This window comes from Paracidovorax sp. (assembly GCF_057642795.1).
This window is the reverse complement of record NZ_JBXYZY010000001.1, coordinates 251467-276384: the sequence shown is the minus strand read 5'-3', so window position 1 is coordinate 276384 and position 24918 is coordinate 251467. Positions and strand designations below refer to the sequence as shown.

Sequence of the window (24918 nt, the reverse complement as noted above, 5' to 3'; positions counted from 1 at the left end):
GGATTATAGCCCTGCATCCGCACGTTCAAGGTGTCGCGTGCGGCTCAGCCGGCGCGGGCTGCGCGGCCGGCCGGATCTGCACCACGCGCTGCGGATAGGGGATGTCGATGCCGGCCGTGCGCAGCCCGTCGAGGATGGCGATGTTGATGGCCGAGCGCAGGTTGACCGTGCCGGCGGAGGGGTCGCTCACCCAGAAGTTGAGGCTGAATTCCAGCCCGTCCGGCGCGAAGCTGACCAGGTAGGCCACGGGCACCGGGTCCTTCAGCACGCGCGGCTGGGCGGCCGCTGCTGCGCACAGGATCTGCTGCACCTGGGCCACGTCGCTGTCGTAGCCCACGGTGATGTCGGTGGTGATGTTGAACTTGCGGTCGGCGTCCGAGAGGTTTTCCACCCGCTGGGTGATGAGCGTTTCGTTGGGCACGATGGATTCGCGCCCGTTGCCCGCCCGGATGAGCGTGTAGCGGGTCTTGATGTCAGTGATGCGGCCCTCGAAACCATCGACACGCACGTTGTCGCCGATGCGCAGCGAGCGCTCCAGCAGGATGACGAAGCCGCTCACGTAGTTGGATGCGAGCTTCTGCAGCCCGAAGCCCAGGCCCACGCCCACCGCGCCGCCCAGCACCGAGAGCGCCGTCAGGTCCACCCCCACGGCCGAGAGCGCGAACAGCATGCCGATGAGCAGCAGCAACGCGCGCGTGGCGTTCACGGCGACCTTGCGCATCGACAGGTCGGCCACCGCGTTGCTGAGCACGCGCCGCTCGAAGGTGGACGACACCCAGAGCGCGGTCACCATCACTGCCGCGGCCGAGAGCACGCCCTGCAGCAGCATCAGCAGATTGGTCTGCGTCTTGCCGAAGCTGATGCCGATGCCGGCCAGCTCCTCGCGCACGATGGGCAACAGCCCGACGATCCACAGCACCGCCACGCCCCAGGCCAGCCACGAGATCATGCGTTCGAGCAGTCGCATGGCCGGCGAGCGCGGGAAAGCCGTGGCGAGCACGCGCGCGAAGAAGCGGATCAGCACCAGCGAACTCAGTACCGGCACCGCCACGCGCAGCACGAAGACCGGCTGATAGTGCTCCACGCCCGCGCGGCCCGCATAGACCAGGGCCAGCGCCAGCAGCGGAAACATCAGCCCGTCGAAGGTGCGCCGGCCGAACCAGACCGAGTCGGGCGGCTGGTTACGCCCCACGGCGCGGCTGACGCCGAAGGCCACGGCCAGGCAGGCGGCCAGCACGGCCAGTTCCAGCCAAGTGCTGGAGTGGTTGAAGTCGCGCAGCAGGCGGTCGAACAGCTCGCTCACGGCTGCGCCTTCCATGCGGGCGTGCGCTTTTCGGCGAAGGCGCGGGCGCCTTCCTGGGCGGCCTCGTCCATCATGTTCAGGGCCATGGCCTGGCCGGCCAGCTGGTAGGCGGCGTCCACGCCCAGTTCGCGCTGCTGATAGACAACGGCCTTGCCGAGGGCGATGGCGGCCCGGGGCTTTTGCAGGATGGCAGCGACGAGCGATTCGACCTCGGCATCGAGCGCCTCGGGCGCCGCCACGCGGTTGACCAGGCCCTGGGCACGGGCGGTTTCGGCATCGATGAAGTCGCCCGTCAGCAGCATCTCCATGGCCTGCTTGGCGGGCAGGTTGCGCACCAGCGGGACGCTGGGCGTGGCGCAGAACAGGCCGTAGTGGATGCCGCTGGTGGCAAAGCGCGCCGCACGGCTCGCCACCGCCAGGTCGCACTGCGCCACCAGCTGGCAGCCCGCCGCCGTGGCGATGCCCTGCACGCGCGCGATGACCGGCACCGGCAGGCGCTGGATGGCGAGCATCACGCGGCTGCACTGCGCGAAGAGCTTCTGGTAGTAGGCCTGCTCAGGCCGCTGCGCCATCGCCTTCAGGTCGTGGCCCGCGCAGAAGGCCTTGCCTTCGGCGGCCAGCACCACCACGCGAGCGCCGTCATCGCGTGCCACGTCGTCCAGCGCCTGCTGCAGCGCGGCGATCATCGGCTCGCCCAGCGCGTTGAAGCGGGCGGGGTCGGCCAGGGTCAGGGTGACGACGCCGCGGGCGTCGCGTTCGGTGCGCAGCGGGGCGCGGGTGGGGTCTTGCGGGGTGGCGGTCATGGCAGGCGGAGGGAAGGTCCCGCGTCCGCGCACGGCAGGCCGCGGGAGAAAGAGGGTTCAGAGATCGGCGAGCACGCGGATGTGCGCTTCGACGCTGCGCGCCAGCGGGTCCATCATGTAGCCGCCTTCCAGGCACGAGACGATGCGGCCCTTGCTGAAGCGCCGTGCCACGTCCTTGATGCGCTGGGTGATCCAGGTGTAGTCCTGCTCGTTGAGGCCGAGCTGGCCCATGTCGTCCTCGCGGTGGGCGTCGAAGCCGGCGGAGACGAAGATCATCTCGGGCTTGAAGGCCTCCAGGCGCGGGATCCAGAGCATCTCGACGATCTCGCGCACGTCCATGCCCTTGGTATAGGCCGCCACCGGCACGTTGAGCATGTTGGGCGCCGGGTCGGCGTCGCCGCTGAACGGGTAGAACGGGTGCTGGAAGATGCTGACCATGAGCGCGCGCGGGTCGCCCGCGAGAATGTCTTCGGTGCCGTTGCCGTGGTGCACGTCGAAGTCCACCACCGCCACGCGGTGCAGCTTGTAGCGCTCCAGCGCATAGCGCGCCGCCACGGCCACGTTGTTGAAGAAGCAAAAGCCCATGGCCTTGTTGCGCGTGGCATGGTGGCCCGGCGGGCGCACGCTGCAGAAGGCGTTCTCGATCTCGCCGGCCATCACCGCGTCGGTGGCCGCCAGGGCCGCGCCGGCGGCGCGCAGCGAGGCATTCCAGGTGTGGGCGTTGATGGAGGTATCGGGGTCGATCTGCGCGTGGGCCGGGCCGCCGGCCTGCAGCTCTTCGACGAGCCGGTCGGTCATGCCTCGCAGCGAGGCCACGTACATGCGGTCGTGCGCCAGCTCGATGTCGGCCAGCGACGCCTGCGGCGCCTCGAAGCGCTCCAGCGCGTCGGCCACGCCGGTGACGAGCAGACGGTCTTCGATCGCATCGAGCCGCGCCGGGCATTCCGGATGGCCCGCACCCATCTCGTGCTTCCAGCAGTCGCGGTGGGTGAAATAGCCCGTCTTGCTCACAGTCATTGCCTGTCCCCAAACTTTTTCGGATAACGTCCGGCCATGCATGCACAGCCCAAGATCCAGTCGCTTTTGAACCAGCTTAACACGGTGATTGTGGGCAAAAAGGCGCAGGTCCAGGACTGCGTGGCCTGCCTGCTGGCGGGGGGGCACCTGCTGATCGAGGACGTGCCCGGCGTGGGCAAGACCACTCTGGCGCATGCCCTGGCGCGCACCTTCGGGCTGCAGTTCTCGCGCGTGCAGTTCACCGCCGACCTGATGCCCAGCGACCTCACGGGCGTGTCGGTCTATGAGCGTGGCCGCGAGTCCTTCGTGTTCCACCCCGGCCCGGTCTTCGCCCAGGTGCTGCTGGCCGATGAGATCAACCGCGCCAGCCCCAAGACGCAGAGCGCGCTGCTCGAAGCCATGGAAGAAAAGCAGGTCTCGGTGGAAGGCGAGACACGTGCCCTGCCCCACCCCTTCTTCGTGATCGCCACGCAGAACCCGCACGACCAGCTGGGCACCTTCGCGCTGCCCGAATCGCAGCTGGACCGCTTTCTGATGCGCATCTCCATCGGCTACCCCGACCGCGCCGCCGAACGCCTGCTGCTGGCCGGCAGCGACCGGCGCGACCTGGTCGATTCGCTGCTGCCGCTCCTCTCGCAGGACGAGCTGGCCGAGCTGCAGCGCCAGGTGCTGGCCGTGCACGCGGCCGAGCCGCTGCTGAACTACGTGCAGGACCTCATCGCCGCCACCCGCTCGGGCCGCTGGTTCCTGCAGGGCCTGTCGCCGCGCGCGGGCATCGCGCTGATGCGTGCGGCCAAGGCGCAGGCGCTGATCGCCGGGCGCGACTACGTGGCACCCGACGACGTGCAGGCCGTGCTGCCGCAAACCATCGCCCACCGCCTCGTGCCCGTGGGCGATGCCGGCCGGGGCGCGGCCGAGCAGGTACGCGCCATGGCCCAGGCCGTGCCGCTGCCCTGAAAGCGCCGGCGTGAGCGAAACCGCCCTGCCAGCCCCCGCCACGCCAGGCCGCCGCCCCGGCCTGCTGGCACCCGCCAGGCACCGCTGGCAGCGCTGGTGGCTCGCGCGCCTGCCGCGCAGCGACACGACCGAGCTGACGCAGCGCAACGTCTACATCCTGCCCACCGGCGCGGGCTGGATGCTGGCCGCCACGCTACTGGTGCTGCTGGTGGCGTCCATCAACTTCCAGCTCAACCTGGGCTATCTCCTCACCTTCCTGCTGGCCGGCAGCGCGGTCGCGGGCATGCATGTGGGCCACGGCACGCTGCGCGGGCTGTCGCTGCACCTCAGCGCCCCGGAGCCGCAGTTTCTGGGCGGCAGCGCCACGCTGCAGGTGCAGCTCTCCAGCACCCGCGCCGCGCCGCGCCACGGCATCGCGCTGGCGCTGCACGGCAGCGGGCAATGGGTGTGGACCGACGTGCCCGGCGCGGGCAGCGCCACCGTGCAGGTGGCCTTCCGGCCGCAGCGGCGCGGCCTGCACGAGGTGCCCGCGCTCACCGCAGAAACGCGCTTTCCGCTGGGCGCCTTCCGCGTCTGGACGATCTGGCAGCCCGCCGCGCAGCTGCTGGTCTATCCGCAGCCCGAGCTGCCCCCGCCACCGCTGCCCGCGGGCGAGCCCCAGGCCGGCGGCGCCGGCAGCGCGCCGGCCCAGGGCATCGGCGAATTCGACGGCGTGCGGGCCTACCGGCGCGGCGACCCGCTCAAGCTGGTGGTCTGGAAGAAGGCCGCCCAGGCGCTGGCCGCCGGCACCGACGGCCTGGTGAGCCGCGACGCGCAGCAGGCCCAGCGCCAGGCGCTGTGGCTCGACCCCGCCCTCACCAGCCTGGCCGACCCGGAGGCGCGCCTCTCGCGTCTGGCGGCCTGGGTCATCCAGGCCGACCGCCTGGGCGTGAAATACGGCCTGCGGCTGCCCGGCGTGGAGATCGCCCCCGACACCGGCACCGCCCACCGCCACCGCTGCCTGGAGGCGCTGGCGCTGTCATGAACCCGCTCCAATTCATGGCATTTTTCGCCTGCATCCCTTGCGGGTCGAGCGCATGTAGCTATCTTTTCAATAGCAATCTGCACCAGGGGGGCCGCCCGTGAACCTGCGCCGGACCCTGGCCAGCCTGCCCCGCGATGCGCGGGACACGCTGTTCCTGCTGGCCGTCATCGCCTGGGTGATCGCGCCGCAGGTGCCCTACCTGCCCGGCTGGACCAGCGCCTTCGCCGCCGCCGTGCTGCTCTGGCGCGGCACGCTCACCTGGCAGGGCCGTCCCCTGCCCGGGCGCTGGCTGACGGGCGCGCTGCTGGTGCTGGCCGTGGGGCTCACGCTGGCCACCTTCCGCACCATCGTCGGGCGCGAGGCGGGCGTGACGCTCATCGTGGTGCTGCTCGCGCTCAAGACGCTGGAGCTGCGCGCGCGGCGCGACGCCATGGTGGTCTTCTTCCTGGGCTTCTTCACGCTGCTCAGCTGTTTCTTCGTCACGCAGTCGCTGGCCACGGCGGCGGCCATGCTGGTCGCGCTGCTGGGCCTGCTCACGGCCCTGGTCAACGCACACCTGCCGGTAGGCCGGCCGCCGCTGGCGCTGTCGCTGCGCATGGCGGCGCGGCTCATGCTGCTGGGCGCGCCGGTGATGCTGGCGCTCTTCCTGCTCTTCCCGCGCATGGCGCCGCTCTGGGGCATGCCGGCCGACGAGGCGCGCGGGCGCAGCGGCCTCTCCGACGACATGGAGATCGGCCAGGTCACCCGCCTGGCGCTGGACGAGGGCGTGGCGCTGCGCGTGCGCTTCGACACGCCCGGCGGCCGGCCTCCGCCGCAGAACCAGCTCTACTTCCGCGGCCCGGTGCTCAGCGTGTTCGACGGGCGCCACTGGCGGGCCCTCGGGGCGCAGACCCAGGACGGCAGGCTGGACCCGCCGCCCGCGCCCGCCCAGCTGCAGGTGCAGGGCGAGGCCGTGCGCTACGAAGCCCTCCTCGAACCCCACCGCCGCCGCTGGCTGCTGACGCTGGACGCCACGCAGCCGCCGCCCGAGCTGCCCGCCGGCCTGCGCGCCTTCATGTCGCCCGATCTCAGCTGGCAGGCCAGCCGCCCCATCGCCGAGGTGCTGCGCTACCGCGCCGAAAGCCACCTGCGCTTCAGTCACGGCCCGCTGCAGCGCACCCGCCAGCTGCAGCCCTACCTGCAGCTGCCCCCGGGCCTGAACCCGCGCACGCTGGCCCTGGCCGCCCAGATGCGCGCCGACCCGGCCCTGGCGGCAGGCGGCACGCCGGCCTATGTGCAGGCCGCGCTCGACCGCCTGCGCACGGGCGGCTACACCTACACGCTGGAGCCGGGCGTCTATGGCGAGCACACGGCCGACGCCTTCTGGTTCGACGTGAAGGCGGGCTTCTGCGAGCACATCGCCTCGGCCTTCGTCGTGCTGATGCGGGCGCTGGACGTGCCCGCGCGCATCGTCACCGGCTACCAGGGGGGCGAGTTCAACGGCTTCGACGACGCGTGGACGGTGCGCCAGAGCGACGCCCATGCCTGGGCCGAGGTCTGGCAGAGCGGCGCCGGCTGGGTGCGCGTGGACCCGACAGGCGCGGTCTCGCCCGGACGCATCGGCGCGCTGCAGCGGCTGCAGGCGCCGCGCGGCGCATTCGGCAACGCCATGGACGCGGTGATCGCGCCCGGCATGGTGCAGACCCTGCGCGCCGCCTGGGACGCCGTCAACACCCGCTGGAATCAGTGGGTGCTCAACTACACGCAGGACCGGCAGTTCGACCTGCTGCGCGCCCTTGGCGTGCGCTCGCCCGACTGGGAGGACCTGGGCCGCCTGCTGGCCGGCCTGATGGCCGCCGCCGCGCTGGGCGGCGCGGCCTGGGCCGGCTGGCGCCGCCGCCGGCACGACCCCTGGCTGCGCCTGCTGGAACGCGCCCGCCGCCGTCTGGCCCGCGCCGGCCTGCCCCAGCCCGCCCCCCTGCCGCCCCGGGCCCTGGCCGAGCGCGCCCGCGCGCATTTCGGCCCCGCGGCCGACGACTGCGCCGACTGGCTGCTGCGCATGGAAAATGCCCGCTACGCCGCCCATCCCGCCGAGACGCTGGCCGACCTGCAGCGCCGCCTGCGCGGCCTGCGCTGGCCGGCCGCCCTGCCCGACACCTCGCGCTGACCGAACCCACCGAACCCGCGCCCGCTCAATGACCGCCGACTTCGCCCGACTTTCCCGACCCTCCCGAATCGCTACGCTTTTCATAGCAGCCTGCGCGCTCTCCATCGGCGCTGCAGCCCAAAATCACTCGCAATCCACGCCGAAGAAGAAAAAGACGGCTGCCACCACCTCCGCGGCCAAGGCCCAGCCCGCCCCCGTGTTCTATGCCGACCGGGCCGACGCCATGGCTCTCGCCGACGACATCGCGGCCCGCCGCAACCTGGACCGCGAAGGGGTGCGCCAGGCCATCGGCCAGGCCCGGCTGCTGCCGCAGGTGCCGCGCCTCATGCTGCCGCCGGCCGCGGGCAAGACGGCCAAGAACTGGCGCGCCTACCGCGGCCGCTTCGTCGAGCCGGTGCGCATCCGCGCCGGGCTGCGCTTCTGGCAGGAGAACGCCGAGACCCTGGCCCGCGCCGAACGCGAATACGGCGTGCCGGCCGAAATCATCGTCGGCATCATCGGCGTGGAGACCATCTATGGCCAGCAGATGGGCAGCTTCCGCGTGATCGACGCGCTCGCCACGCTGTCGTTCGACTTCCCCGACGCCCACCCTCGCGCGGCCGAGCGCAGGGCCTTCTTCCGCGGCGAGCTGGAACAGTTCCTGAGCCTCATGGACCGCACCGGCACCGACCCGCTCACGCCGCGCGGCAGCTACGCGGGCGCCATGGGCCTGGGCCAGTTCATGCCGTCGAGCTGGGTGCGCTATGCGGTGGACTACGACGGCGACGGCAGCATCGACCTCTGGAACAGCCCGGCCGACGCCATCGGCTCGGTCGCCAACTACTTCAAGGGCCACGGCTGGAAAACCGGCATGCCGGTGTGGTTCGACGTGCGGTTCGACGCCGAACGGCTGCAGCTGCCCGAACTGCTGGCGCCCGACATCCTGCCCACCTTCAGCGCCGCACGCATGGCCGAACTCGGCGCCCGGCCCCAGGGCGCGGGCGCCGCGCACGCCGGCCCGCTGGCGCTGGTGGAACTGCAGAACGGCGGCGACGTGCCCACCTACATCGCAGGCACCGAGAACTTCTACGCCATCACGCGCTACAACTGGTCGAGCTACTACGCCCTGGCCGTGGACACGCTGGGGCGCGAGGTGGCGGCGGCGCGCGCCCGCTAACCCGCCATCGCCCTCCGATGTGAAAAGGCCCCGCCTTCCGGGCGAGGAAGGCAGGGCCGAAGGGATCGCAAAGGGGGCGCCGCCAAAGCGCCCGGCGCAGCGACGTCGCTACCTCACTGCGGCATCTTGTAGCTGGTCAGCGCCTGCGGGAACTTGATGAGCCAGAGGCGCACCGGGCGTTCGCTGGCCACGCCCGGCGCCACGCGCGCACCGGCGGTGCCGGCGGGGCAGCCCGCGACGATCTGGCCCTGGGCGTTCACGGTGCAGTCTTCCAGGCTGCCGGCCACTTCCTTGCCGTTGGCATCCACCAGGATGGAGCGCAGGCCGAAGTCGTTGTCGTTCATCAGCGCCACGGTGTTGGCGTCCACCACCGCCAGGCCCTCGGCCTTCTCTGCGACCCAGCCGGCGGCGTTCAGATCCAGCAACCGGGTCTTGCGCAGGGTGACGACGGTGGAGAAGTCGGCGCCGTTGACGGCCTTGCCGGACATGCTGCTCTTTTCCAGGTCGCTGCCCCAGGCGGTGATGTCGGTGGCGTTGGTGGGGATCTCGATCAGCACCAGCCCGTTGAAGACCTTGCCGTCGGGCCCGGCGCCCTGCTCCACCGCCAAGAAGCGGTTGCCGCCCAGCCAGGCCAGATCGCCCATCTTGGCGTTGCCGGTCTTGCCGTCCTTGTAGAGGGCCGCATCCACCGGCAGGGCGTAGAGCCGGCTCGTTTCCGTGGCCGGATCGAACGCCACCCAGCGCAGGAAGCGGGCGTAGTTCTGCACCTTCTCGCTCTTGCCGGTGGCCGCCAGCGTGGCCTTGCCGTCGTCGATGGGGCTTTGCAGGAAACCGTGCAGCACGCCGCTGCTCTTGTCCAGCGTGAGGCCTTCCATGCCCCGGTTGGCGCGGCGCTTGGAGAGCACCAGCGGCAGGTCGGCCGCGGCCGTGCCGGGCTGGTACTTCTTCAGGATGCGGCCGGTGGCCGGATCCACCTTCGCGATGAAGGGGCCGTATTCGTCGGAGATCCAGAGCGCCTTGCGCGCCTCGTCCACCACCACCGATTCGGGGTCGATGCCGTTGGCGTCGAAGCCGGCCTTGGCCGCGTCATAGACCAGCCTGTCGGTCAGCGGCGTTTCCATGGTGGCGCCCACGCCGCTTTGCAGCGGCCGGCCGCTCGCCTTGACCGTGTCGCTCACCGACAGCGGCGTGAGCGACTGCAGCACCGCGCCGCCCTTGCCCACGCTGAAGAGGCCCAGCGAGGGCACGAAGCTCGGCGCCGGGAAGACCTTGCTGGCGCCGGTCTTCGTGGTGTCGGCCGGGGTGGGCGCGGTGGGGCCGTCGCCGTTGGGGCCGCGGTCGGTCACGCCGTAGAACTGCAGGGAGCCATCGGCCGCGCGGCCCTTGAAGGCCAGGCCCGAGCCGGCCGCCGGGTAGAAGCCCCGTGGGAAGTCGCGCTTGACGGCCGCGTTGTCACCTTCGTAGGGGACAAAGAACTTGCCATCGGCCTGCACCACATACTTGGTGTACTGCACGGCGCCGGCCACGCTGTCGGCCACGGTGCTGGTGGTGGGCTTGGCCAGCGCCGTGGCCAGGGTGTTCTCGAAATGCTCGCGCGCCAGCTGGCGGGCCGTGACGCTGATGTCGCGCAGGTTGTAGGGCAGGCCCCGGGCATCGTTGAAGGCGGGCAGCAGCGCCGCCAGCGCCGTGCCGAAGGCATCGCCGGCCTGCGCCAGGTCGATGGACTTGCCGGCCAGCGCCTGTGCCGAGGCCGCGGTGATGCGGATGCCGTTGGCCGGGTCGCCGTCCTCGTCCAGGCTCTGCAGCAGCTGCAGGCGGTTGACCACCTTGGCATCGGTGCTATCGGCCGTGCCCGCCAGATCCAGCGGCGTGAGCACGCTGCCGCAGGCGGCCTGGCCCAGCGCTACGCCGCCCAGCGAGAAAGCCACCATCTCGCCCTGCACGCAGCTGAACTGGCCCAGGGCATCGGTGGTGCCCGATCCGCTGGCCGCGCGATAGGCCAGGCCTTCGACGGCCGAATCGAGGAAGGTGCCGTTCATGCGCACGGTGGGCGAGCCACCGCCCGAGCCGCCCGCACCACCACCGCCATTACCGGCCGGCGGCGTGGCCGGCGTGGCGCCGGAGTCGCCGTCGCCGCCCCCGCAACCGGCGACGGCAAAGGCGCCCGCCAGGGCCAACGCGACGAGGGAGGGCTTGAAAAGGGGAAGAGGTCTTGCCATGGGAATGCCGCAGAGTGAAGGGGTACCAAGGGATGCGAGAGGCCGCCCGCACGCTGTGCGGGCCGTAGCGCCCGGCTATCCATCCGAGCGCAACGATTGCAAAACACCTTCGTGTCAGCGTCATGACGCTTTCACTTTCCCCGGATTTCTCCGCATTCCCGCCCTGGCAGGCTTTCGCCCGCAGGGGCCACCTCAGGGCCGCTGCATGCGGCAGATGAACGGCTGCTCGGCCTTGTCGGCCGCGATCTGCCGCACCACGCGAAAGCCGTACCCCGAGCCTTCGACATCGAACTTCACGCCCGGCGCGCCCAGGCGGTCCATCACGCCCACCACCAGCGGCTGCTGGAACTGGTGGTCGCCCGCGCGCATGTGGCCGGACTGGCCCGCCAGCTGCACCTGGGCGGTTTCGAGCTGCCGCGCCACGGCCAGCGCATCGGTGCTGCCGGCGCGGGCCATGGACTGCGCCAGCGCCTCGACCATGAGCTGCATGCGCATGTGAACGTAGTCGTCGGCCGGCTTGGGAAAGCGCTGGCGGAAGGCGCGGTAGAAGGCCTCGCTCTGCGCGGTGGGCAGATTGGGCAGCCAGTCGGCCACCGCCACCACCTTGCCCACGCCGGCATCGCCCAACGCGGCGGGCGCACCCAGGGCGTTGCCGTAGAAGGTGTAGAACATGCCGTCGTACCCCACCTCGCGCGCGGCCTTGACCAGCAGGGTCAGGTCGTTGCCCCAGTTGCCGGTGATGACGGCCTGCGCGCCGCTCGCCTTGATCTTCACGGCGTAGGGCGCGAAGTCCTTGACGCGGCCCACGGGGTGCAGCTCTTCGCCGGCCACGGCCACGTCGGGGCGCTGCGCTGCGAGCTGGCGCCTGGCCTCGCGCAGCACGGCCTGGCCGAAGCTGTAGTCCTGCCCGATCAGGTAGGCACGCGTGAGGGCGCGGTCTTCGCGCACCACCTCCATCAGCGCGGCCATGCGCATATCGGCATGCGCGTCGAAGCGGAAATGCCAGAAGCTGCACTTCTCGTTGGTGAGGATGGGGTCCACCGCCGAGTAGTTGAGGAACACCACGCGCCGCGCCGGGTCGCGTTCGTTGTGCTTGTTGATGGCGTCGATCAGCACCGCCGCCGTGGCCGAGGAGTTGCCCTGCATCACGAAGCGGGCCCCGTCGTCGATGGCCGAACGCAGCGCCGACAGCGCCTCCTCGTTCTGGCCTTTGCTGTCGTAGCGGCTCACCGCCAGCGGCCGGGCGCCGCCGGGCAGCGGCACGCCGCCTCGCGCGTTCACGCGCTCCGTCGCCCAGAGCACGTTGCGGAAGACGGCCTCGCCGGTATTGGCGAAGGGGCCCGACAGGCTTTCGATCAGCGCCAGCGGAATGGGCGCGGCCGCGGGCTGGGCGGCTCGGGCGAGGCCCCCAGCGGCAGCCGAGAAAGCGGCCAGGGCGCCGGCCTGGCAGGCACGGCGACGCGAGAAAAGAGTCATGGAAGACACACCGGATACGGTAAGGAACGGAAAGGGCAGCCGCCCGCCGCATGCGGTGATGCGGGGCGCCGGCCCGTGAAAAAGCGGGGCAGTGTATCTGCGCGGGGATCAGGGCCGCGCCGCAGCGCGGGCCGACACCGCAGAGGCGTCACCACCGGGCGCGGAGGCATCGGCCCGCAAGGTGGCGTCGGCCAGGGCAGGCAGCGGCAGGTCGGCGGTGCTGTCGGCGCGCTCACGGCTGGCGCTGTCGGCCACGCCCGAGGCGCCTTGAGCAACCGGTACGGCAGCAACGGCCGAGGCAGCCGCAGCGGGGGGCGCTGCGGGCTCTGCGGCCCCGGTGGGGCCTGCCGGCATGCCGGGTTGACCCGCGGGCTCCGCCGCCGGCTGCGTTGGCGGCTGCATCGCGGGCTGCACGGGCTGCGCCGCCGGCAGGGCCCGTTCCTCGATCTGTGACTGCGGCTTCACCAGCATGGGCGTGGCGCTTTCCGGGGCTGGCGCGGCGGGCGGCTGCACGAAGCGGCCGAACAAGTCGAAGAAACGTTCGTAGAAACGCTTGTCGGTCACCGTCTCGCTACCCACCTTGACCAGGGTGTCGTCCGAGGCGGAAACGGGCAGCGACAGCGAGCCCAGCGCCCCCACCCCCAGCGAGGCGGAGTTGTTGATCTTCTTGATGACGTAGCGGTCCTGCAGCGCGCTGGCAAAGGCCGCAGTGCGCTTGCCGTCCGCCCCCTCGGGCGCACAGACCACGCGCATCTCCACTTCGTAGTGGATGTCGGTGGAGGGCTGGAAATACTTGCGCCCCGCCACCATGTCGTCGGTGGCGGTGTTCACCAGGTAGCCCTGGCTCAGCAGCGCGCGCCGGGCCGCTTCGCAGGCCTGGGCTTTGGGCGCGTTGATGTGGCGGGTGTGGACGTTGATGCTCTCGAAGTCGTCCGGATCGAACCGGGTGGCGCCAGCCAGGCCAGGCATTGAATCGGACACCGTGGCGCAGCCCGCCAGCACCGTGCAGACAAGGGCGACCAGGGACGTGCCGCCGATGGACAGGGCATGACGGGGACGGAGCGTGAGGTTCATGGGCATGGGTTCCAGTCGAATCGAGCATTGTGCCGACGCGCAGGTCACCACAGCGTCAACAGGCTCTCAGAGCCCGGAAGGCCTGCGGGGTTCAACGCAGGGTCGCGGCGGAGGTGGCGAGCGCGGAAAAAAAAGCTCTTGAAATGCAAAAACCCGCTCGCATGTTCGATCCAAGCGGAATGCAAGTTCAGGCAAAAGATGTCAAGAACAAACAAACTCCGCCAACCCCAACCAAATGGAGTCAACATGTTTTTCACCCCCGTCATCCGCCACGCCTCGTTCCAAGCTCCCCGTGCCGCCGATCTGGCACTGCAGCGCTTCCTGCAGAGCACCCTGGCTGCGCCTCAGCAGCCCGGCACCCAGGTCTCGCAGGACGACAAGACCGTGACACTGCAGATCGACGTGCCGGGCCTCTCGCGCGAGCAGCTCTCCCTCACCATCGAAGGCCATCAGGTGCGCCTGGCCAGCGTGGAAGGCGCTCCGCGCCAGGTACAGCGTGCCTGGGAGCTGGCCGACGAGATCGACGTGGCCGCCAGCTCCGCCAAGCTGGAAAACGGCGTGCTCACGCTGGTGCTTGCCAAGGTGGTTCCCGTGAGCCGCGCCCAGCAGCTGACCATTGCTTGAGCGCTTGCAGACGCTCCCCTGGAAAGGTGGCTTCGGCCACCTTTTTTCATGGCCGCACAGGCTCCCATGGCGGGAACGCGCCGCACCCGGTTCACGCACTGCACTGGTGCACTGCAGCATTCTTGAGTCTCCTGCCCCGCTGCGCCAGCAGGTACCCGGCGCACAACCGCTATGCAAAAGATAGCTACCCACGCAGGAAAAACCAGCGCGGCAGGCCATTCCATGGACAACCCTCCGACCGCATTGGCACAGCCATTGCTTCATGTGCCGCATAGCCGGCCGCTCCAACGACGGAAAGCGCTGCCGGTCAGGACGAAGGCGTCCCCACGGGTGTCGGGCCATTGAGAAGGCCGGGCGCTCCGTGTGGGCGCCTTTTCTTTTTGGTGTTCGGCGAGCGCACTGCGCCGCCCTGACCTGGAGTGGCGACGATGGACAAACCCCGGCTGGTGATGGTGGGCAACGGCATGGCCGGCGTGCGCACGCTCGAAGAGCTGCTGAAGATCGCGCCCGGCCTCTACGACATCACCGTCTTCGGCGCCGAGCCGCACCCGAACTACAACCGCATCCTGCTCTCGCCTGTGTTGGCGGGCGAGCAGACGCTGGACGAAATCGTCCTCAACGACTGGGACTGGTACGCGCAGCACGGGATCGCTCTGCACGCCGGCTGCACCGTGACCGAGGTGGACCGCGTGCGCCGCGTGGTGCATGCCACCAACGCGGCCGGCGAAACCGTGAGCGCGCCCTATGACCGGCTGATCCTCGCCACCGGCTCCAACCCCTTCATGCTGCCCGTGCCCGGCCACCAGCTGGAGGGCGTGCTGGCGTACCGAGACATCGCCGACACCCAGGCCATGATCGAAGCCGCCACCCGCTACCGGCAGGCGGTGGTGATCGGCGGCGGCCTCCTGGGCCTGGAGGCGGCCAACGGCCTCATGAAGCGCGGCATGGACGTGACCGTGGTGCATGTGGGCAGCTGGCTGCTGGAGCGTCAGCTCGACGCCACCGCCGCCGGCCTGCTGCAGCGGGCGCTGGAACAGCGCGGCCTGCATTTCCGGCTCAAGGCGCAGACGGCAGCGCTGCTGGGCGATGCCGATACGGGCGAAGGCCCGGGCACGGCCGGCCGCGTGCGCGCCGTGCGCTTCCAGGACGGCAGCGAGATCCCCGCCCAGCTGGTAGTGATGGCCGTGGGCATCCGCCCCAACACCCGGCTGGCCGAGCAGATGCGCCTGCATGTGAACCGGGGCATCGTGGTGAGCGACACCCTGCAGACCGTGACCGACCCGCGCATCTACGCCGTGGGCGAATGCGCCGCGCACCGCGGCATCGCCTATGGGCTGGTCGCGCCGCTCTTCGAGCAAGGCCGGGTGCTGGCCAACCACCTGGCGGAGCACGGCATCGGGCGCTACCAGGGCTCGCTCGTCTCCACCAAGCTCAAGGTGACCGGCATCGACCTCTTCAGCGCGGGCGACTTCCAGGGCGGCGAAGGCACGGAAGAGATCGTGATGAGCGATCCGGCCGGCGGCATCTACAAGAAGCTCGTGCTCAAGGACGACCGGCTGGTGGGCGCCTGCCTCTACGGCGACACGACCGACGGCAACTGGTACTGGCGCCTGCTGCGCGCGGGCATGACGGTGGCGGAGATCCGCGACGTGCTGATGTTCGGCGAGCCGCCAGCCGAAGAAGCCGCGCCCTCGCCCGCGACCGACGAACCGCTATCGAAAAAATAGCCAGATGCCCGCTCGCTGACTGCGCTGAAGCCCCAATCACCCCAAACTCCAACGACCCTGCCCTCGCATGCAAGCCACCCGTTCCACCTGCCCCTACTGCGGCGTCGGCTGCGGCGTCCTCATCGAAACCGACGGCCAGGCCATCACCGGCGTGCGCGGCGACCCGGACCATCCGGCCAACTACGGCCGGCTCTGCACCAAAGGCTCGACGCTGCACCTCACGGCCACCAGCGCGGTCTCGCTGCAAACGCGCCTGCTCGAACCCCTGCAGCGCCGCGAACGCGGCGGCCCCCTGCAGGCCCTGGACTGGGATGCGGCGCTGGACACAGCCGCCCAGGCTTTCGGCGACGTGATTGACCGCCACGGCCCCGACGCAGTGGGGTTCTACGTTTCGGGCCAGCTGCTGACCGAGGACTACTACGTCTTCAACAAGCTCGCCAAGGGCCTGATCGGCACCAACAACATCGACACCAATTCGCGCCTGTGCATGAGCAGCGCCGTGGCCGGCTACAAGGCCACGCTGGGCGCAGACGCGCCGCCCGCGTGCTACGACGACGTGGACCACGCACAGTGCCTCTTCATCGTGGGCAGCAACGCGGCCTGGGCGCACCCCATCCTGTTCCGGCGCATCGAGGCCGCCCGCGCCGCCAACCCCGGCATGAAGATGATCGTGGCCGACCCGCGCCGCACCGACACCGCGAGCTCGGCCGACCTGTTCCTGCCCCTGCTGCCCGGCACCGACGTGATGTTGTTCAACGCCATGCTGCACGTGATGCTGCGCGAAGGCTGGGTGGACCGCGACTACGTCGCCCGCCACACCAACGGCTTCGAAGCCCTGCAGACGCTGGTGCTGCCCTGCACGCCCGCGCACGCCGCAGAGGTCTGCGGCCTCCAGGCGGAAGACATCGTCACCGCCGCGCGCTGGTTCGCGGGTGCGGATGGCGCCGCGCCGGGTCAGCGTCGGCCCACGCTCAGCCTCTACTGCCAGGGCCTGAACCAGAGCAGCCACGGCACGGCCAAGAACGCCGCGCTCATCAACCTGCACCTGGCCTGCGGGCAGATCGGGCGCGCAGGCGCGGGGCCGTTCTCGCTCACCGGCCAGCCCAACGCCATGGGCGGGCGCGAGGTCGGGGGCCTGGCCAACCTGCTCTCGGCCCACCGCGACCTGGGCAACGCCCAGCACCGCGCCGAGGTCGCCGCGCACTGGGGCGTGGCCGACGTGCCTGCCCGGCCCGGCAAGACGGCGGTGGAGATGTTCCAGGCGGCCGCAGACGGCGAGATCCGCGCCCTCTGGATCGCCTGCACCAACCCGGCCCAGAGCATGCCCGACCAGGCCACCGTGCGGCGCGCATTGGAGCGTGCCGAGTTCGTCGTGGTGCAGGAAGCCTTCGCCACCACCGCCACCTGCGACTTCGCCGACCTGCTGCTGCCCGCGACCACCTGGGGCGAAAAGACCGGCACCGTCACCAACAGCGAGCGTCGCATCTCCCGCGTGCGCCCCGCCGTGGCCGCGCCCGGCCACGCCCGCCACGACTGGCAGGCGGCCGTGCAGTTCGCGCGCCGCCTCGAAGGGCGCCTGCGCCCGGGCGGGCCGAGCCTGTTCCCGTATTCCACGCAGGATGCCGACGCGGGTGCCGAAGCCATCTGGAACGAGCACCGCGAAAGCACACGCGGGCGCGACCTGGACATCACCGGCCTCTCATGGCGCCTGCTGCAGGAGCGCGGCCCGCAGCAATGGCCGCTGCCCGAAGGCGCAGCCGCCGGGCGGGCACGGCTCTACGAAGATGGCGTCTTTCCCACATCCGACGGCCGCGCGCGCTTCGCCGCCCACGCGTGGGAGCCGCTGGCCGAGCCACCCGTCTCGCGCTGGCCCTTCAGCCTGACCACCGGCCGCCTGCGCGACCAGTGGCACGGCATGAGCCGCACCGGCACACTGGGGCGCCTGTTCGGCCACGTGCCCGAACCCAGCCTGCAGATGCATCCGGACGACATGGCGCAGCAGGGCCTGGCGGGCGGCGAGCTCGTCCACGTCACTTCCAAGCGTGGCTCCATCGTGGTGCCGGTGCAGCCCGACGCCACGCTGGCACGGCAGCAGGTCTTCATGGCCATGCACTGGGGCAGCGAATACCTCAGCGGACGCTCGTCCACCGGCCAGCCGCTGGCGGGCGTGAACGCGCTCACCACCTCGGCCTACTGCCCCAGCTCCAAACAGCCCGAGCTCAAGCACGCCGCCGTCAAGGTGCTCAAGGCCGAGCTGCCCTGGAACCTGCTGGCCCTGGCCTGGCTGCCGGAGGGCGACGCCCTGGCGTCGCGCAGCCAGCTGGCAGCGCTGATGCGCGAGCTGCCCTTCGCGAGCTGCGTGCCTTTCGCCTCCGCTGCGGCCGAAGGCGCCAGCCCGCGCACCGGCGTGCTGCTGCGCGGCGCGGCCTACGAGGCCCCCGAAGGCGCTCTGCTCGCACGCATCGAGCGCCTGCTGGGCCTGGACGCACCCGACACCGTGCGCTACCAGGACCGGCGCCGGGGCCAGCACCGCTGCGCCCGGCTGGCGCGCGAGGCCAACGGCAGCGCCACCCTGCAGGCCGTGCTGCTGGGCGGCGACACGCGCTCGGGCGCCTGGCTGCGCACCGTGCTGCAGGAAGAACTGCCCGCACAGGCCTACGGCCGCCTGCTGCTGGTGCCCAGCACGACCCCGCCCGTCGCCGTGCAGTCGCGCGGCAAGCCGGTATGCGTGTGCCTCAATGTGACCGACGCGGCCATCGCCACGCAGCTGGCCGCCTGCCAAGGCAGTGATGCGGAACGCCTCGCACAGCTGCAGGGCGCCCTGCGCTGCGGCACGCAGTGCGGCTCGTGCGTGCCGGAACTCAAACGCATGGTGCGCGCTACCGCCGCCGGCCAGACGGAACGGGGGCTGCAACCGGCGTGAGCGGCCGTCGCATTGCTCGCCACCATATAACGGCCGGTTATCTGAGGTGCGGGACAATCGCCGGTTAACCGGTCGCACCACGTTCTGGCACTCCAGCGTTCATTCGCGCCCCTTTCAGCACCCTTCTTCTCTTTCCAGCCAAGCCGCCATGGGCATCAGCCAGTACATCAAGGAAATCGGCCGCGGCGCCCGCGGCGCCAAGGCCATCGACCGCGCACAGGCCGCCGACCTGTTCGGCCAGCTGCTCGACGGCCAGGTGACCGACCTGGAGGTCGGCGCCTTCTGCATCGCCATGCGCATCAAGGGCGAAACCAGCGAAGAGATGTGCGGTTTTCTCGACGCGGTGCACGCCCGCATGGCCCTGGTGCCGGCCGGCGACGCGCCGCTCATCGTGCTGCCCAGCTACAACGGCGCGCGCAAGCTGCCGGTGCTCACGCCCCTGCTGGCGCTGCTGCTGGCCCGCGAAGGGCTGCCGGTGCTGCTGCACGGCATGCGCACCGAGGCGCGCCGCATCCTGGCCTCCGACGTGCTCGAGGCGCTGGGCATTCCCGCGCTCGAAGCGCCCGAGAAGATCGCGAACGGCTGCGTCGCCCATCTGCGCACCGACCGGCTGCATCCCGGCCTGGCCCGCCTGCTGGCCGCCCGCGAGGTGATCGGCCTGCGCAACCCTGGCCACAGCGTGGCCAAGCTCATGAACCCCTGCGCCGGCCCGGCCCTGGTGGTCACCAGCTACACCCATCCCGAATACTTCGACATGCTCTGCACCACCTTCGCCAGCATGGGCATGCACGCCCTGCTCTCGCGCGGGCTGGAAGGCGAGGTGGCCACCGACCCGCGCCGCACGCCGCGCTACGACGCCTTCGTCTCCGGCGCCCACCAGCTGCTGGAAGAGCAGCAACCGGGCACCGCCAGCGAGGTGCCCGGCCTGCCGTCCGAGATCGACGTGCAGACCACCGCCGACTACACGCGCCGCGTGCTGGCCGGCGAGCTGCCGGTGCCCGCAGCCCTGGAGCGGCAGGTGGAACACATCTTGCGTCTGAGCACCACAATCAACACGGAGACCCGACCATGAGCAGCCGCCCCACCTCCACGTTCCACACCCAGGAAAGCGCCGCCTTGCGAGGCACCTGCACGCTGGTGGGCGCCGGCCCGGGCGACCCCGAACTGCTCACGCTCAAGGCGCTCAAGGCCATCCAGGCAGCCACCGTGCTGCTGGTCGATGACCTGGTGAGCGACGAAGTCATCGCCCACGCCGCGCCCACCGCGCGCATCGTCCACGTGGGCAAGCGCGGCGGCTGCAAGAGCACGCCGCAGGCCTTTATCGAAAAGCTCATGGTCATGGCGGTGAATGAGGGCGAGAACGTGGTGCGCCTGAAGGGCGGCGACCCGTTCATCTTCGGCCGCGGCGGCGAAGAGGTGGAGCACCTGCGTGCCGCCGGCATCGAGGTGACGGTCATCAACGGCATCACCGCAGGCCTGGCCGGCATGACGCTGCTGGGAACGCCCCTCACCCATCGCGAACATGCCCACGGCGTGATCTTCGTGACCGGCCACGCCAAGCCCGGCGATGCCGGCACCGACTGGCGCCAGCTCGCCGCCACCGCCCGCGCGGCCAAGCTCACGCTGGTCATCTACATGGGCGTGAGCAGCGCCCAGCACATCCAGGACGAACTGCTCACCGGCCTGCCCGCCAGCACACCGGTGGTCGTCATCCAGCACGTCAGCATGCCCTGCCAGCGCCACGCGCTCACCACGCTGGGCGAACTGCACGCCACCATCGAGCGCGAACAGCTCGGCAGCCCCTCGGTGATCGTCATCGGCGACGTGGTGAGCGGCGTGGCCGCCGCCACGCAAAGGCAGACCACTGCAGCCGCCGGCGCCAGCATCGCGCCGCCCCCACCGCTGCGGCACGCCGGCTGACGCAGGCCGCTCCGCACGCCCACAGCGACGCACCACGAAGAACCGCCCACACCAACGCCCGCACCGCCATGGCAGCCGCCCTCCCCGCCCCCGCAATCCAACCGCCGGCGGTACGCACCGGCCCCGCCGGCGATGCGGGCAAGGACGCAGGCAACGTCTCCCTGATGAACATCGCTGGGCGCCAGCGCATGCTGTCGCAGCGCATCGTGCTGCAGACGGTGCTGGCGGTGCAGGGGCAGGCCGCCCAGGCGCGCGCCGCGCGCCAGACCTTGGAGCTGTTCGAGACCAGCCAGGCCCGCCTGGTGCAGACGCCCCGGCAATTGGACGCGGCCTCGGCCCGCGAAGTCCAGGCCACCTATCACGGGCCCCAGGGCGTGGGCCCCGCCATCGACGCTTTCGCGCGCCAGGCGCGCACGGTGCTCGATCTGGCCGACCAGGGCAGCGCTCGCGCGGCGGACGCACTGGCCACGCTGGTGGGCACGACCGACGGAGTTCTCAAGGCGCTCGACGCCGCTACCACCGTCTTCGATCAGATCCAGCGCCGACAGTCCGAAACCATGATGAACGAGCTGGCCGGCATCGTCAGCTCCATCCAGACCGTCGCCCGCGAGGCGAAGGTGGTGAGCTTCAACGCCCAGGTGATGGCGGCCCGCGCCGCATCCCACGGGCGCGAATTCGCCGTGGTGGCCAATGTGCTTTCGGGCATCACGGCGGAGATCGACCGGTTGTCGCTGCAGGCCGTGTCGCTCGCCGGTCGTGGCCGCAAGGCCTCCTGAAAGCTCCGCGCAGCGCCGGCCCGATCAGTGGTGCGCCAGCGCTGCATCGCGCTGGATCTGCGCGAAACGCTCGGCCAGTTCCTTGCGCAGGCTCTTGCGCAGCAGGGCAGCCTCCCAGCGGCGGCGCTCGTCCGGCGTGGACGGCGAGAGCGGCGGCACGGCCGTGGGCTTGCGCTCCTCGTCCACCGCGACCATCGTGAAGAAGCAGCTGTTGACGTGGCGCACGACCTGGCTGCGGATGTCTTCAGCCACCACCTTCACCCCGATCTCCATCGACGAGGTGCCTGTGTAGTTCACGCTGGCCAGGAAGCTCACGAGTTCGCCCACGTGGATGGGTTGCAGGAAGGTGACCTGGTCCACGCTCAGCGTGACCGCATAGCAGCCCGAATAGCGCGCAGCGCAGGCATAGGCCACCTGGTCGAGCAGCTTGAGCACGGCACCGCCGTGCACGTTGCCCGAGAAGTTCGCCATGTCGGGGGACATCAGCACCGTCATGCTGAGCTGGTGCGCGGGGAGCTGGGAAGTCATATGTCAATTTTAGGAGCAGGACATGAAGGCGGCGCCTGCGTTGATGCGGCTTCGCTACACTCGCGCCCATTCTTTTTTAGCGGCCTGCCCGGCCGCGTCCTTCCATGCCCGACTCCCAGAAAGCTGCTGCCGCCCACCGATACGACGCCGTCATCCTGGGCGCGGGCGCTGCCGGCCTGTTCTGCGCTGCGCAGGCCGGCCAGCGCGGTCTGAAGGTGCTGCTGATCGACCATGCCGAGAAGGTGGCCGAAAAGATCCGCATCTCGGGCGGCGGACGCTGCAACTTCACCAACCGCGACCTGGACGCGCGTGCGCCGCACCGGCACTTCGTGGGGCAGAACCCGCAGTTCGCGCGCTCGGCGCTGTCGCGCTACACACCGGCGGACTTCATCGCGCTGGTGGAGCGCCACGGCATCGCCTATCACGAAAAGCACAAGGGCCAGCTCTTCGCCGATCGCTCGGCCGAAGACCTGATCCAGATGCTGCTGGCCGAATGTGCAGCGGGCCAGGTCGAGCGCTGGCAGCCCTGCGGCGTCAAGAAGGTGGCGTTTTCGGCTACCAGCCCCGAAGGAACCAGCGCACCCAGCTATCAAATCGATACCGACCGCGGCCCCGTGACGGCGCGCAGTCTGGTCATCGCCACGGGCGGGCTGTCGATCCCCAAGATCGGTGCGACCGACTTCGGCTACCGACTCGCGCAGCAGTTCGGCATTGCGCTGGTGGAGCGCCGCCCGGGCCTCGTGCCGCTCACCTTCGATGGCGACGCCTGGGCGCCGTATGCACAGCTGGCCGGGCTGGCGCTGCCGGTGGAAATCGCGACCGGCTCGAAAAAGGCCCGCACCGCCTTTCTCGAAGACCTGCTGTTCACCCACCGTGGCCTCTCCGGCCCGGCGGTGCTGCAGATTTCCAGCTACTGGCAACCGGGTACGCCGCTGGCCATCGACCTGGCGCCGGGTACGGATCTGGCCGGGGCGCTATCCCAGGGCAAGGCCCGGTCGAAGAAGCTCATCGCCAACGAGTTGGCCGGCCATGTCCCCAGCCGCCTGGCCGACACCTGGGCGCAGCAGAGCCCCGACTGGCAGCGCCCCATCAACGAGGCCTCCGACAAGGCCCTGGCGCGGCTGGCAGAACAGCTGGCTCGATGGGAGCTGACGCCTACCGGGACCGAAGGCTACAAGAAGGCCGAGGTGACCCTGGGCGGCATCGACACGCGCGCGCTCTCGCAGCAGACCATGGAGGCCACCGCGCAGCCGGGCCTGTATTTCATCGGCGAGGTGGTGGACATCACCGGCTGGCTGGGCGGCTACAACTTCCAGTGGGCCTGGGCGAGCGCACATGCCTGCGCACAGGCACTGCCGGCCCACTGAGCCTGTCGGCGTTCTGGCGGATGGCCAACAAGCCAAGACTGCCAGCCCGATCACCGCGGCAGCGTGCGCGGCGGCACAGCGTCCACCAGCAGGACGCGCGCAGGGGCCCAGGGGCGCCGGGGCGCGTGCGTTCGAGCCACCGCGACCAGGCCGGGGCGCATCGGTCAGACCTGAAACATCCCCCTCCAGAGCAAGCGCCATGGCGCCCCCCCCGCAGCGCACCGCCGCGCAGCCGGCAGGCCCGCGTCCGAGACTTCGCCGCAAGGCCCCAGCGTGTGAGGTTGCCGAACGAACGCATGCCGGGGATGAACGCTGGCGCCGCATGCACGTTCACCGCGATCGCGAGACGCCGGCATCCGCTGCCGGGGCTGCTTCGCCGAGGTGCGTGCTTTGCTCAGCAGCCTCGCACTCGGACGGTGATTTCGTCCACACCCGCCTAGTCGTGCAGCGATGACAGAAACTGCCGCAGCTCCGGTGTCTGCGGATTGCCGAAGATATCGGCGGGCGGGCCCATCTCGTGCACACGGCCCTGGTGCATGAAGATCACGCGGTTGCTCACCTTGCGAGCGAAGGCCATCTCGTGCGTGACCATCAGCAGCGTCATTCCCTCGGCGGCAAGGCTCTCCACCACCCGCAGCACCTCGCCCACCAGCTCGGGGTCGAGCGCGCTGGTGATTTCATCGCACAGCAGCACGGCCGGGTCCATGGCCAGGGCGCGTGCGATGGCCACGCGCTGCTGCTGACCGCCTGAGAGCTGGTCAGGCATGGCGTCGAACTTCTCGGCCAGGCCCACGCGCAGCAGCAGCTTGCGCGCCTGCTCCGCCGCATCGACCTTGTCCTTCTTCTTGACCAGCGTGGGAGCCAGCATGATGTTGCGCCCCACGCTGAGGTGCGGAAAGAGGTTGAAGCTCTGGAAGATCATGCCCACGCGCTGGCGCAGCTCGCGCATCGCCATGGGGCTGTCGTGCAGCAGCGGCTTGCCGTCCACGGTGAGCGCGCCGTCCTGGAACGCCTCCAGGCCGTTGATGCAGCGCAGCAGCGTGCTCTTGCCCGAGCCGCTCTTGCCGATGATGGCGATGACCTCGCCGCGCGCGACCTTCAGGTCGATGCCCTTGAGCACCTCGTTGGTGCCGTAGGACTTGCGCAGCGCCGTGATCTGCACGATGGGCGCACCCGATGCGGGCGCGGCGGCCAGCGGGGCTACAGCTGCGGTTTCAGCGACGGCTTGCATGGACTTTCCTTTCCAGGAACTTGGCATAGAGACTGATGGGATAACACAGCGCGAAGTACAGCAGCGCCACGCAGGCGAACACCGTGAACGGCTGGTAGGTGACGTTGGAGATCATGTTGCCGGCGCGCGTGAGTTCGACGAAGCCCACCACCGAGGCCAGGGCCGTTCCCTTGATGACCTGCACCATGAAGCCCACCGTGGGGGCGATGGCGATGCGCAGCGCCTGCGGCACCACCACGTGGCGCAGCTGCTCGCCGAAGCTCAGAGCCAGGCTCTGCGCTGCTTCCCACTGGCCCTTGGGGATGGAATCGACGCACCCGCGCCAGATCTCTGCGAGGAAGGCGCTGGTGTAGAGGGTGAGTGCCAGCGAGACCGACACCCAGACCGACACGTTGATGCCGAACAGCCCGATGCCGAAGTACGCCAGGAACAGCTGCATCAGCAGCGGCGTGCCCTGGAAGACTTGCACGTAGATGCCGATCAGCCGGTCCAGCCAGCGCACGCGCGTGAGGCGCGCCACCAGCAGCAGCGCCCCCACGAGGCCCCCGCCGACGAAGGCGATCAGCGACAGCACCACCGTCCAGCGCGCGGCCAACAGCAGGTTGCGAAAGATGTCCCAGAAGGTGAAATCGACCATGGTGCCCTCT

Annotated in this window: 19 protein-coding genes and 1 pseudogene; 11 read left to right on the top strand and 9 right to left on the bottom strand. The window is 70.4% G+C overall.

What is annotated here, in order from left to right:
* Positions 1-25 precede the first annotated feature (25 nt).
* Genes AC3A84_RS01250 through AC3A84_RS01240 form a run of 3 tightly spaced genes read right to left on the bottom strand, consistent with a single transcriptional unit; the run spans position 26 to position 3123 of the window.
* Complete coding sequence (locus tag AC3A84_RS01250) at positions 26-1318, bottom strand: mechanosensitive ion channel family protein (RefSeq protein WP_487967934.1); 1293 nt, start codon at positions 1316-1318, stop codon at positions 26-28.
* Positions 1300-2106: an enoyl-CoA hydratase gene (locus AC3A84_RS01245; protein ID WP_487967933.1), complete on the bottom strand. Its 807-nt coding sequence runs from the start codon at positions 2104-2106 to the stop codon at positions 1300-1302. The genes AC3A84_RS01250 and AC3A84_RS01245 overlap by 19 nt, the downstream gene beginning before the upstream one ends.
* A 57-nt stretch (positions 2107-2163) precedes the next feature.
* The gene (locus AC3A84_RS01240; RefSeq protein WP_487967932.1) at positions 2164-3123 is read right to left on the bottom strand and encodes a histone deacetylase family protein; all 960 of its coding nucleotides are present in this window, start codon (positions 3121-3123) and stop codon (positions 2164-2166) included.
* Positions 3124-3159: 36 nt separating this feature from the next.
* Between AC3A84_RS01240 and AC3A84_RS01235 the strand changes: the two genes are divergently transcribed.
* The 4 genes from AC3A84_RS01235 to mltB all read left to right on the top strand — a co-directional run bounded on the left by AC3A84_RS01235 (position 3160) and on the right by mltB (position 8406).
* Positions 3160-4080, top strand: a complete 921-nt coding sequence (locus tag AC3A84_RS01235; protein ID WP_487967931.1) for an AAA family ATPase — start codon at positions 3160-3162, stop codon at positions 4078-4080.
* A 10-nt stretch (positions 4081-4090) separates the two neighbouring features.
* Positions 4091-5104, top strand: a complete 1014-nt coding sequence (locus AC3A84_RS01230; RefSeq protein WP_487967930.1) for a DUF58 domain-containing protein — start codon at positions 4091-4093, stop codon at positions 5102-5104.
* A gap of 97 nt (positions 5105-5201) precedes the next feature.
* The gene (locus AC3A84_RS01225; RefSeq protein ID WP_487967929.1) at positions 5202-7250 is read left to right on the top strand and encodes a transglutaminase TgpA family protein; all 2049 of its coding nucleotides are present in this window, start codon (positions 5202-5204) and stop codon (positions 7248-7250) included.
* A gap of 28 nt (positions 7251-7278) precedes the next feature.
* Positions 7279-8406 (top strand): lytic murein transglycosylase B, encoded by a 1128-nt coding sequence (gene mltB, locus AC3A84_RS01220; RefSeq protein ID WP_487967928.1) that lies wholly within the window; start codon positions 7279-7281, stop codon positions 8404-8406.
* Positions 8407-8519: 113 nt separating this feature from the next.
* Here the strand turns inward: mltB and AC3A84_RS01215 are convergent, their stop codons facing one another.
* The 3 genes from AC3A84_RS01215 to AC3A84_RS01205 all read right to left on the bottom strand — a co-directional run bounded on the left by AC3A84_RS01215 (position 8520) and on the right by AC3A84_RS01205 (position 13175).
* A complete protein-coding gene (locus tag AC3A84_RS01215; RefSeq protein WP_487967927.1) occupies positions 8520-10625 on the bottom strand; it encodes an esterase-like activity of phytase family protein in 2106 nt (701 codons plus the stop codon).
* Positions 10626-10817: 192 nt separating this feature from the next.
* Entirely contained in the window at positions 10818-12101 is a 1284-nt protein-coding gene (locus AC3A84_RS01210; protein ID WP_487967926.1) for a branched-chain amino acid ABC transporter substrate-binding protein, read from the bottom strand.
* A 108-nt stretch (positions 12102-12209) separates the two neighbouring features.
* Positions 12210-13175, bottom strand: a complete 966-nt coding sequence (locus tag AC3A84_RS01205; protein ID WP_487967925.1) for a DUF2242 domain-containing protein — start codon at positions 13173-13175, stop codon at positions 12210-12212.
* A gap of 246 nt (positions 13176-13421) precedes the next feature.
* On the opposite strand from AC3A84_RS01205, the gene AC3A84_RS01200 reads away from it, so the two are divergent.
* The 6 genes and pseudogenes from AC3A84_RS01200 (at position 13422) to AC3A84_RS01175 (ending at position 21145) form a co-directional block, all read left to right on the top strand.
* Positions 13422-13799, top strand: coding sequence for an Hsp20/alpha crystallin family protein (locus tag AC3A84_RS01200; protein ID WP_487967924.1), 378 nt, complete (start codon positions 13422-13424; stop codon positions 13797-13799).
* Between the two features lie 428 nt (positions 13800-14227).
* A pseudogene (locus tag AC3A84_RS01195) lies at positions 14228-15466 on the top strand (NAD(P)/FAD-dependent oxidoreductase); the annotation flags it as partial.
* Between the two features lie 127 nt (positions 15467-15593).
* Complete coding sequence (locus tag AC3A84_RS01190) at positions 15594-18449, top strand: nitrate reductase (RefSeq protein WP_487967923.1); 2856 nt, start codon at positions 15594-15596, stop codon at positions 18447-18449.
* Between the two features lie 148 nt (positions 18450-18597).
* The gene (gene ybiB / locus AC3A84_RS01185; RefSeq protein ID WP_487967922.1) at positions 18598-19521 is read left to right on the top strand and encodes a DNA-binding protein YbiB; all 924 of its coding nucleotides are present in this window, start codon (positions 18598-18600) and stop codon (positions 19519-19521) included.
* Complete coding sequence (gene cobA / locus AC3A84_RS01180) at positions 19518-20369, top strand: uroporphyrinogen-III C-methyltransferase (protein ID WP_487967921.1); 852 nt, start codon at positions 19518-19520, stop codon at positions 20367-20369. Before ybiB ends, cobA begins: the two co-directional genes overlap by 4 nt.
* Before the next feature lie 68 nt (positions 20370-20437).
* On the top strand, positions 20438-21145 hold the full coding sequence (locus AC3A84_RS01175; RefSeq protein WP_487967920.1) for a type IV pili methyl-accepting chemotaxis transducer N-terminal domain-containing protein: 708 nt from the start codon (positions 20438-20440) through the stop codon (positions 21143-21145).
* Between the two features lie 24 nt (positions 21146-21169).
* On the opposite strand, the gene AC3A84_RS01170 is transcribed toward AC3A84_RS01175, so the two are convergent.
* Positions 21170-21673 carry an acyl-CoA thioesterase gene (locus tag AC3A84_RS01170; RefSeq protein ID WP_487967919.1) on the bottom strand — a complete coding sequence of 168 codons (504 nt, stop codon included), beginning with the start codon at positions 21671-21673 and terminating at the stop codon, positions 21170-21172.
* Between the two features lie 104 nt (positions 21674-21777).
* Here AC3A84_RS01170 and AC3A84_RS01165 point away from each other — a divergent pair, with 104 nt between their 5' ends.
* Positions 21778-23040, top strand: coding sequence for a BaiN/RdsA family NAD(P)/FAD-dependent oxidoreductase (locus AC3A84_RS01165; RefSeq protein ID WP_487967918.1), 1263 nt, complete (start codon positions 21778-21780; stop codon positions 23038-23040).
* 436 nt (positions 23041-23476) lie between these two features.
* Here the strand turns inward: AC3A84_RS01165 and AC3A84_RS01160 are convergent, their stop codons facing one another.
* Both AC3A84_RS01160 and AC3A84_RS01155 read right to left on the bottom strand, forming a co-directional pair.
* Positions 23477-24271, bottom strand: coding sequence for an amino acid ABC transporter ATP-binding protein (locus AC3A84_RS01160; protein ID WP_487967917.1), 795 nt, complete (start codon positions 24269-24271; stop codon positions 23477-23479).
* Positions 24255-24908: an amino acid ABC transporter permease gene (locus AC3A84_RS01155; RefSeq protein ID WP_487967916.1), complete on the bottom strand. Its 654-nt coding sequence runs from the start codon at positions 24906-24908 to the stop codon at positions 24255-24257. Before AC3A84_RS01155 ends, AC3A84_RS01160 begins: the two co-directional genes overlap by 17 nt.
* Positions 24909-24918: the final 10 nt, after the last annotated feature.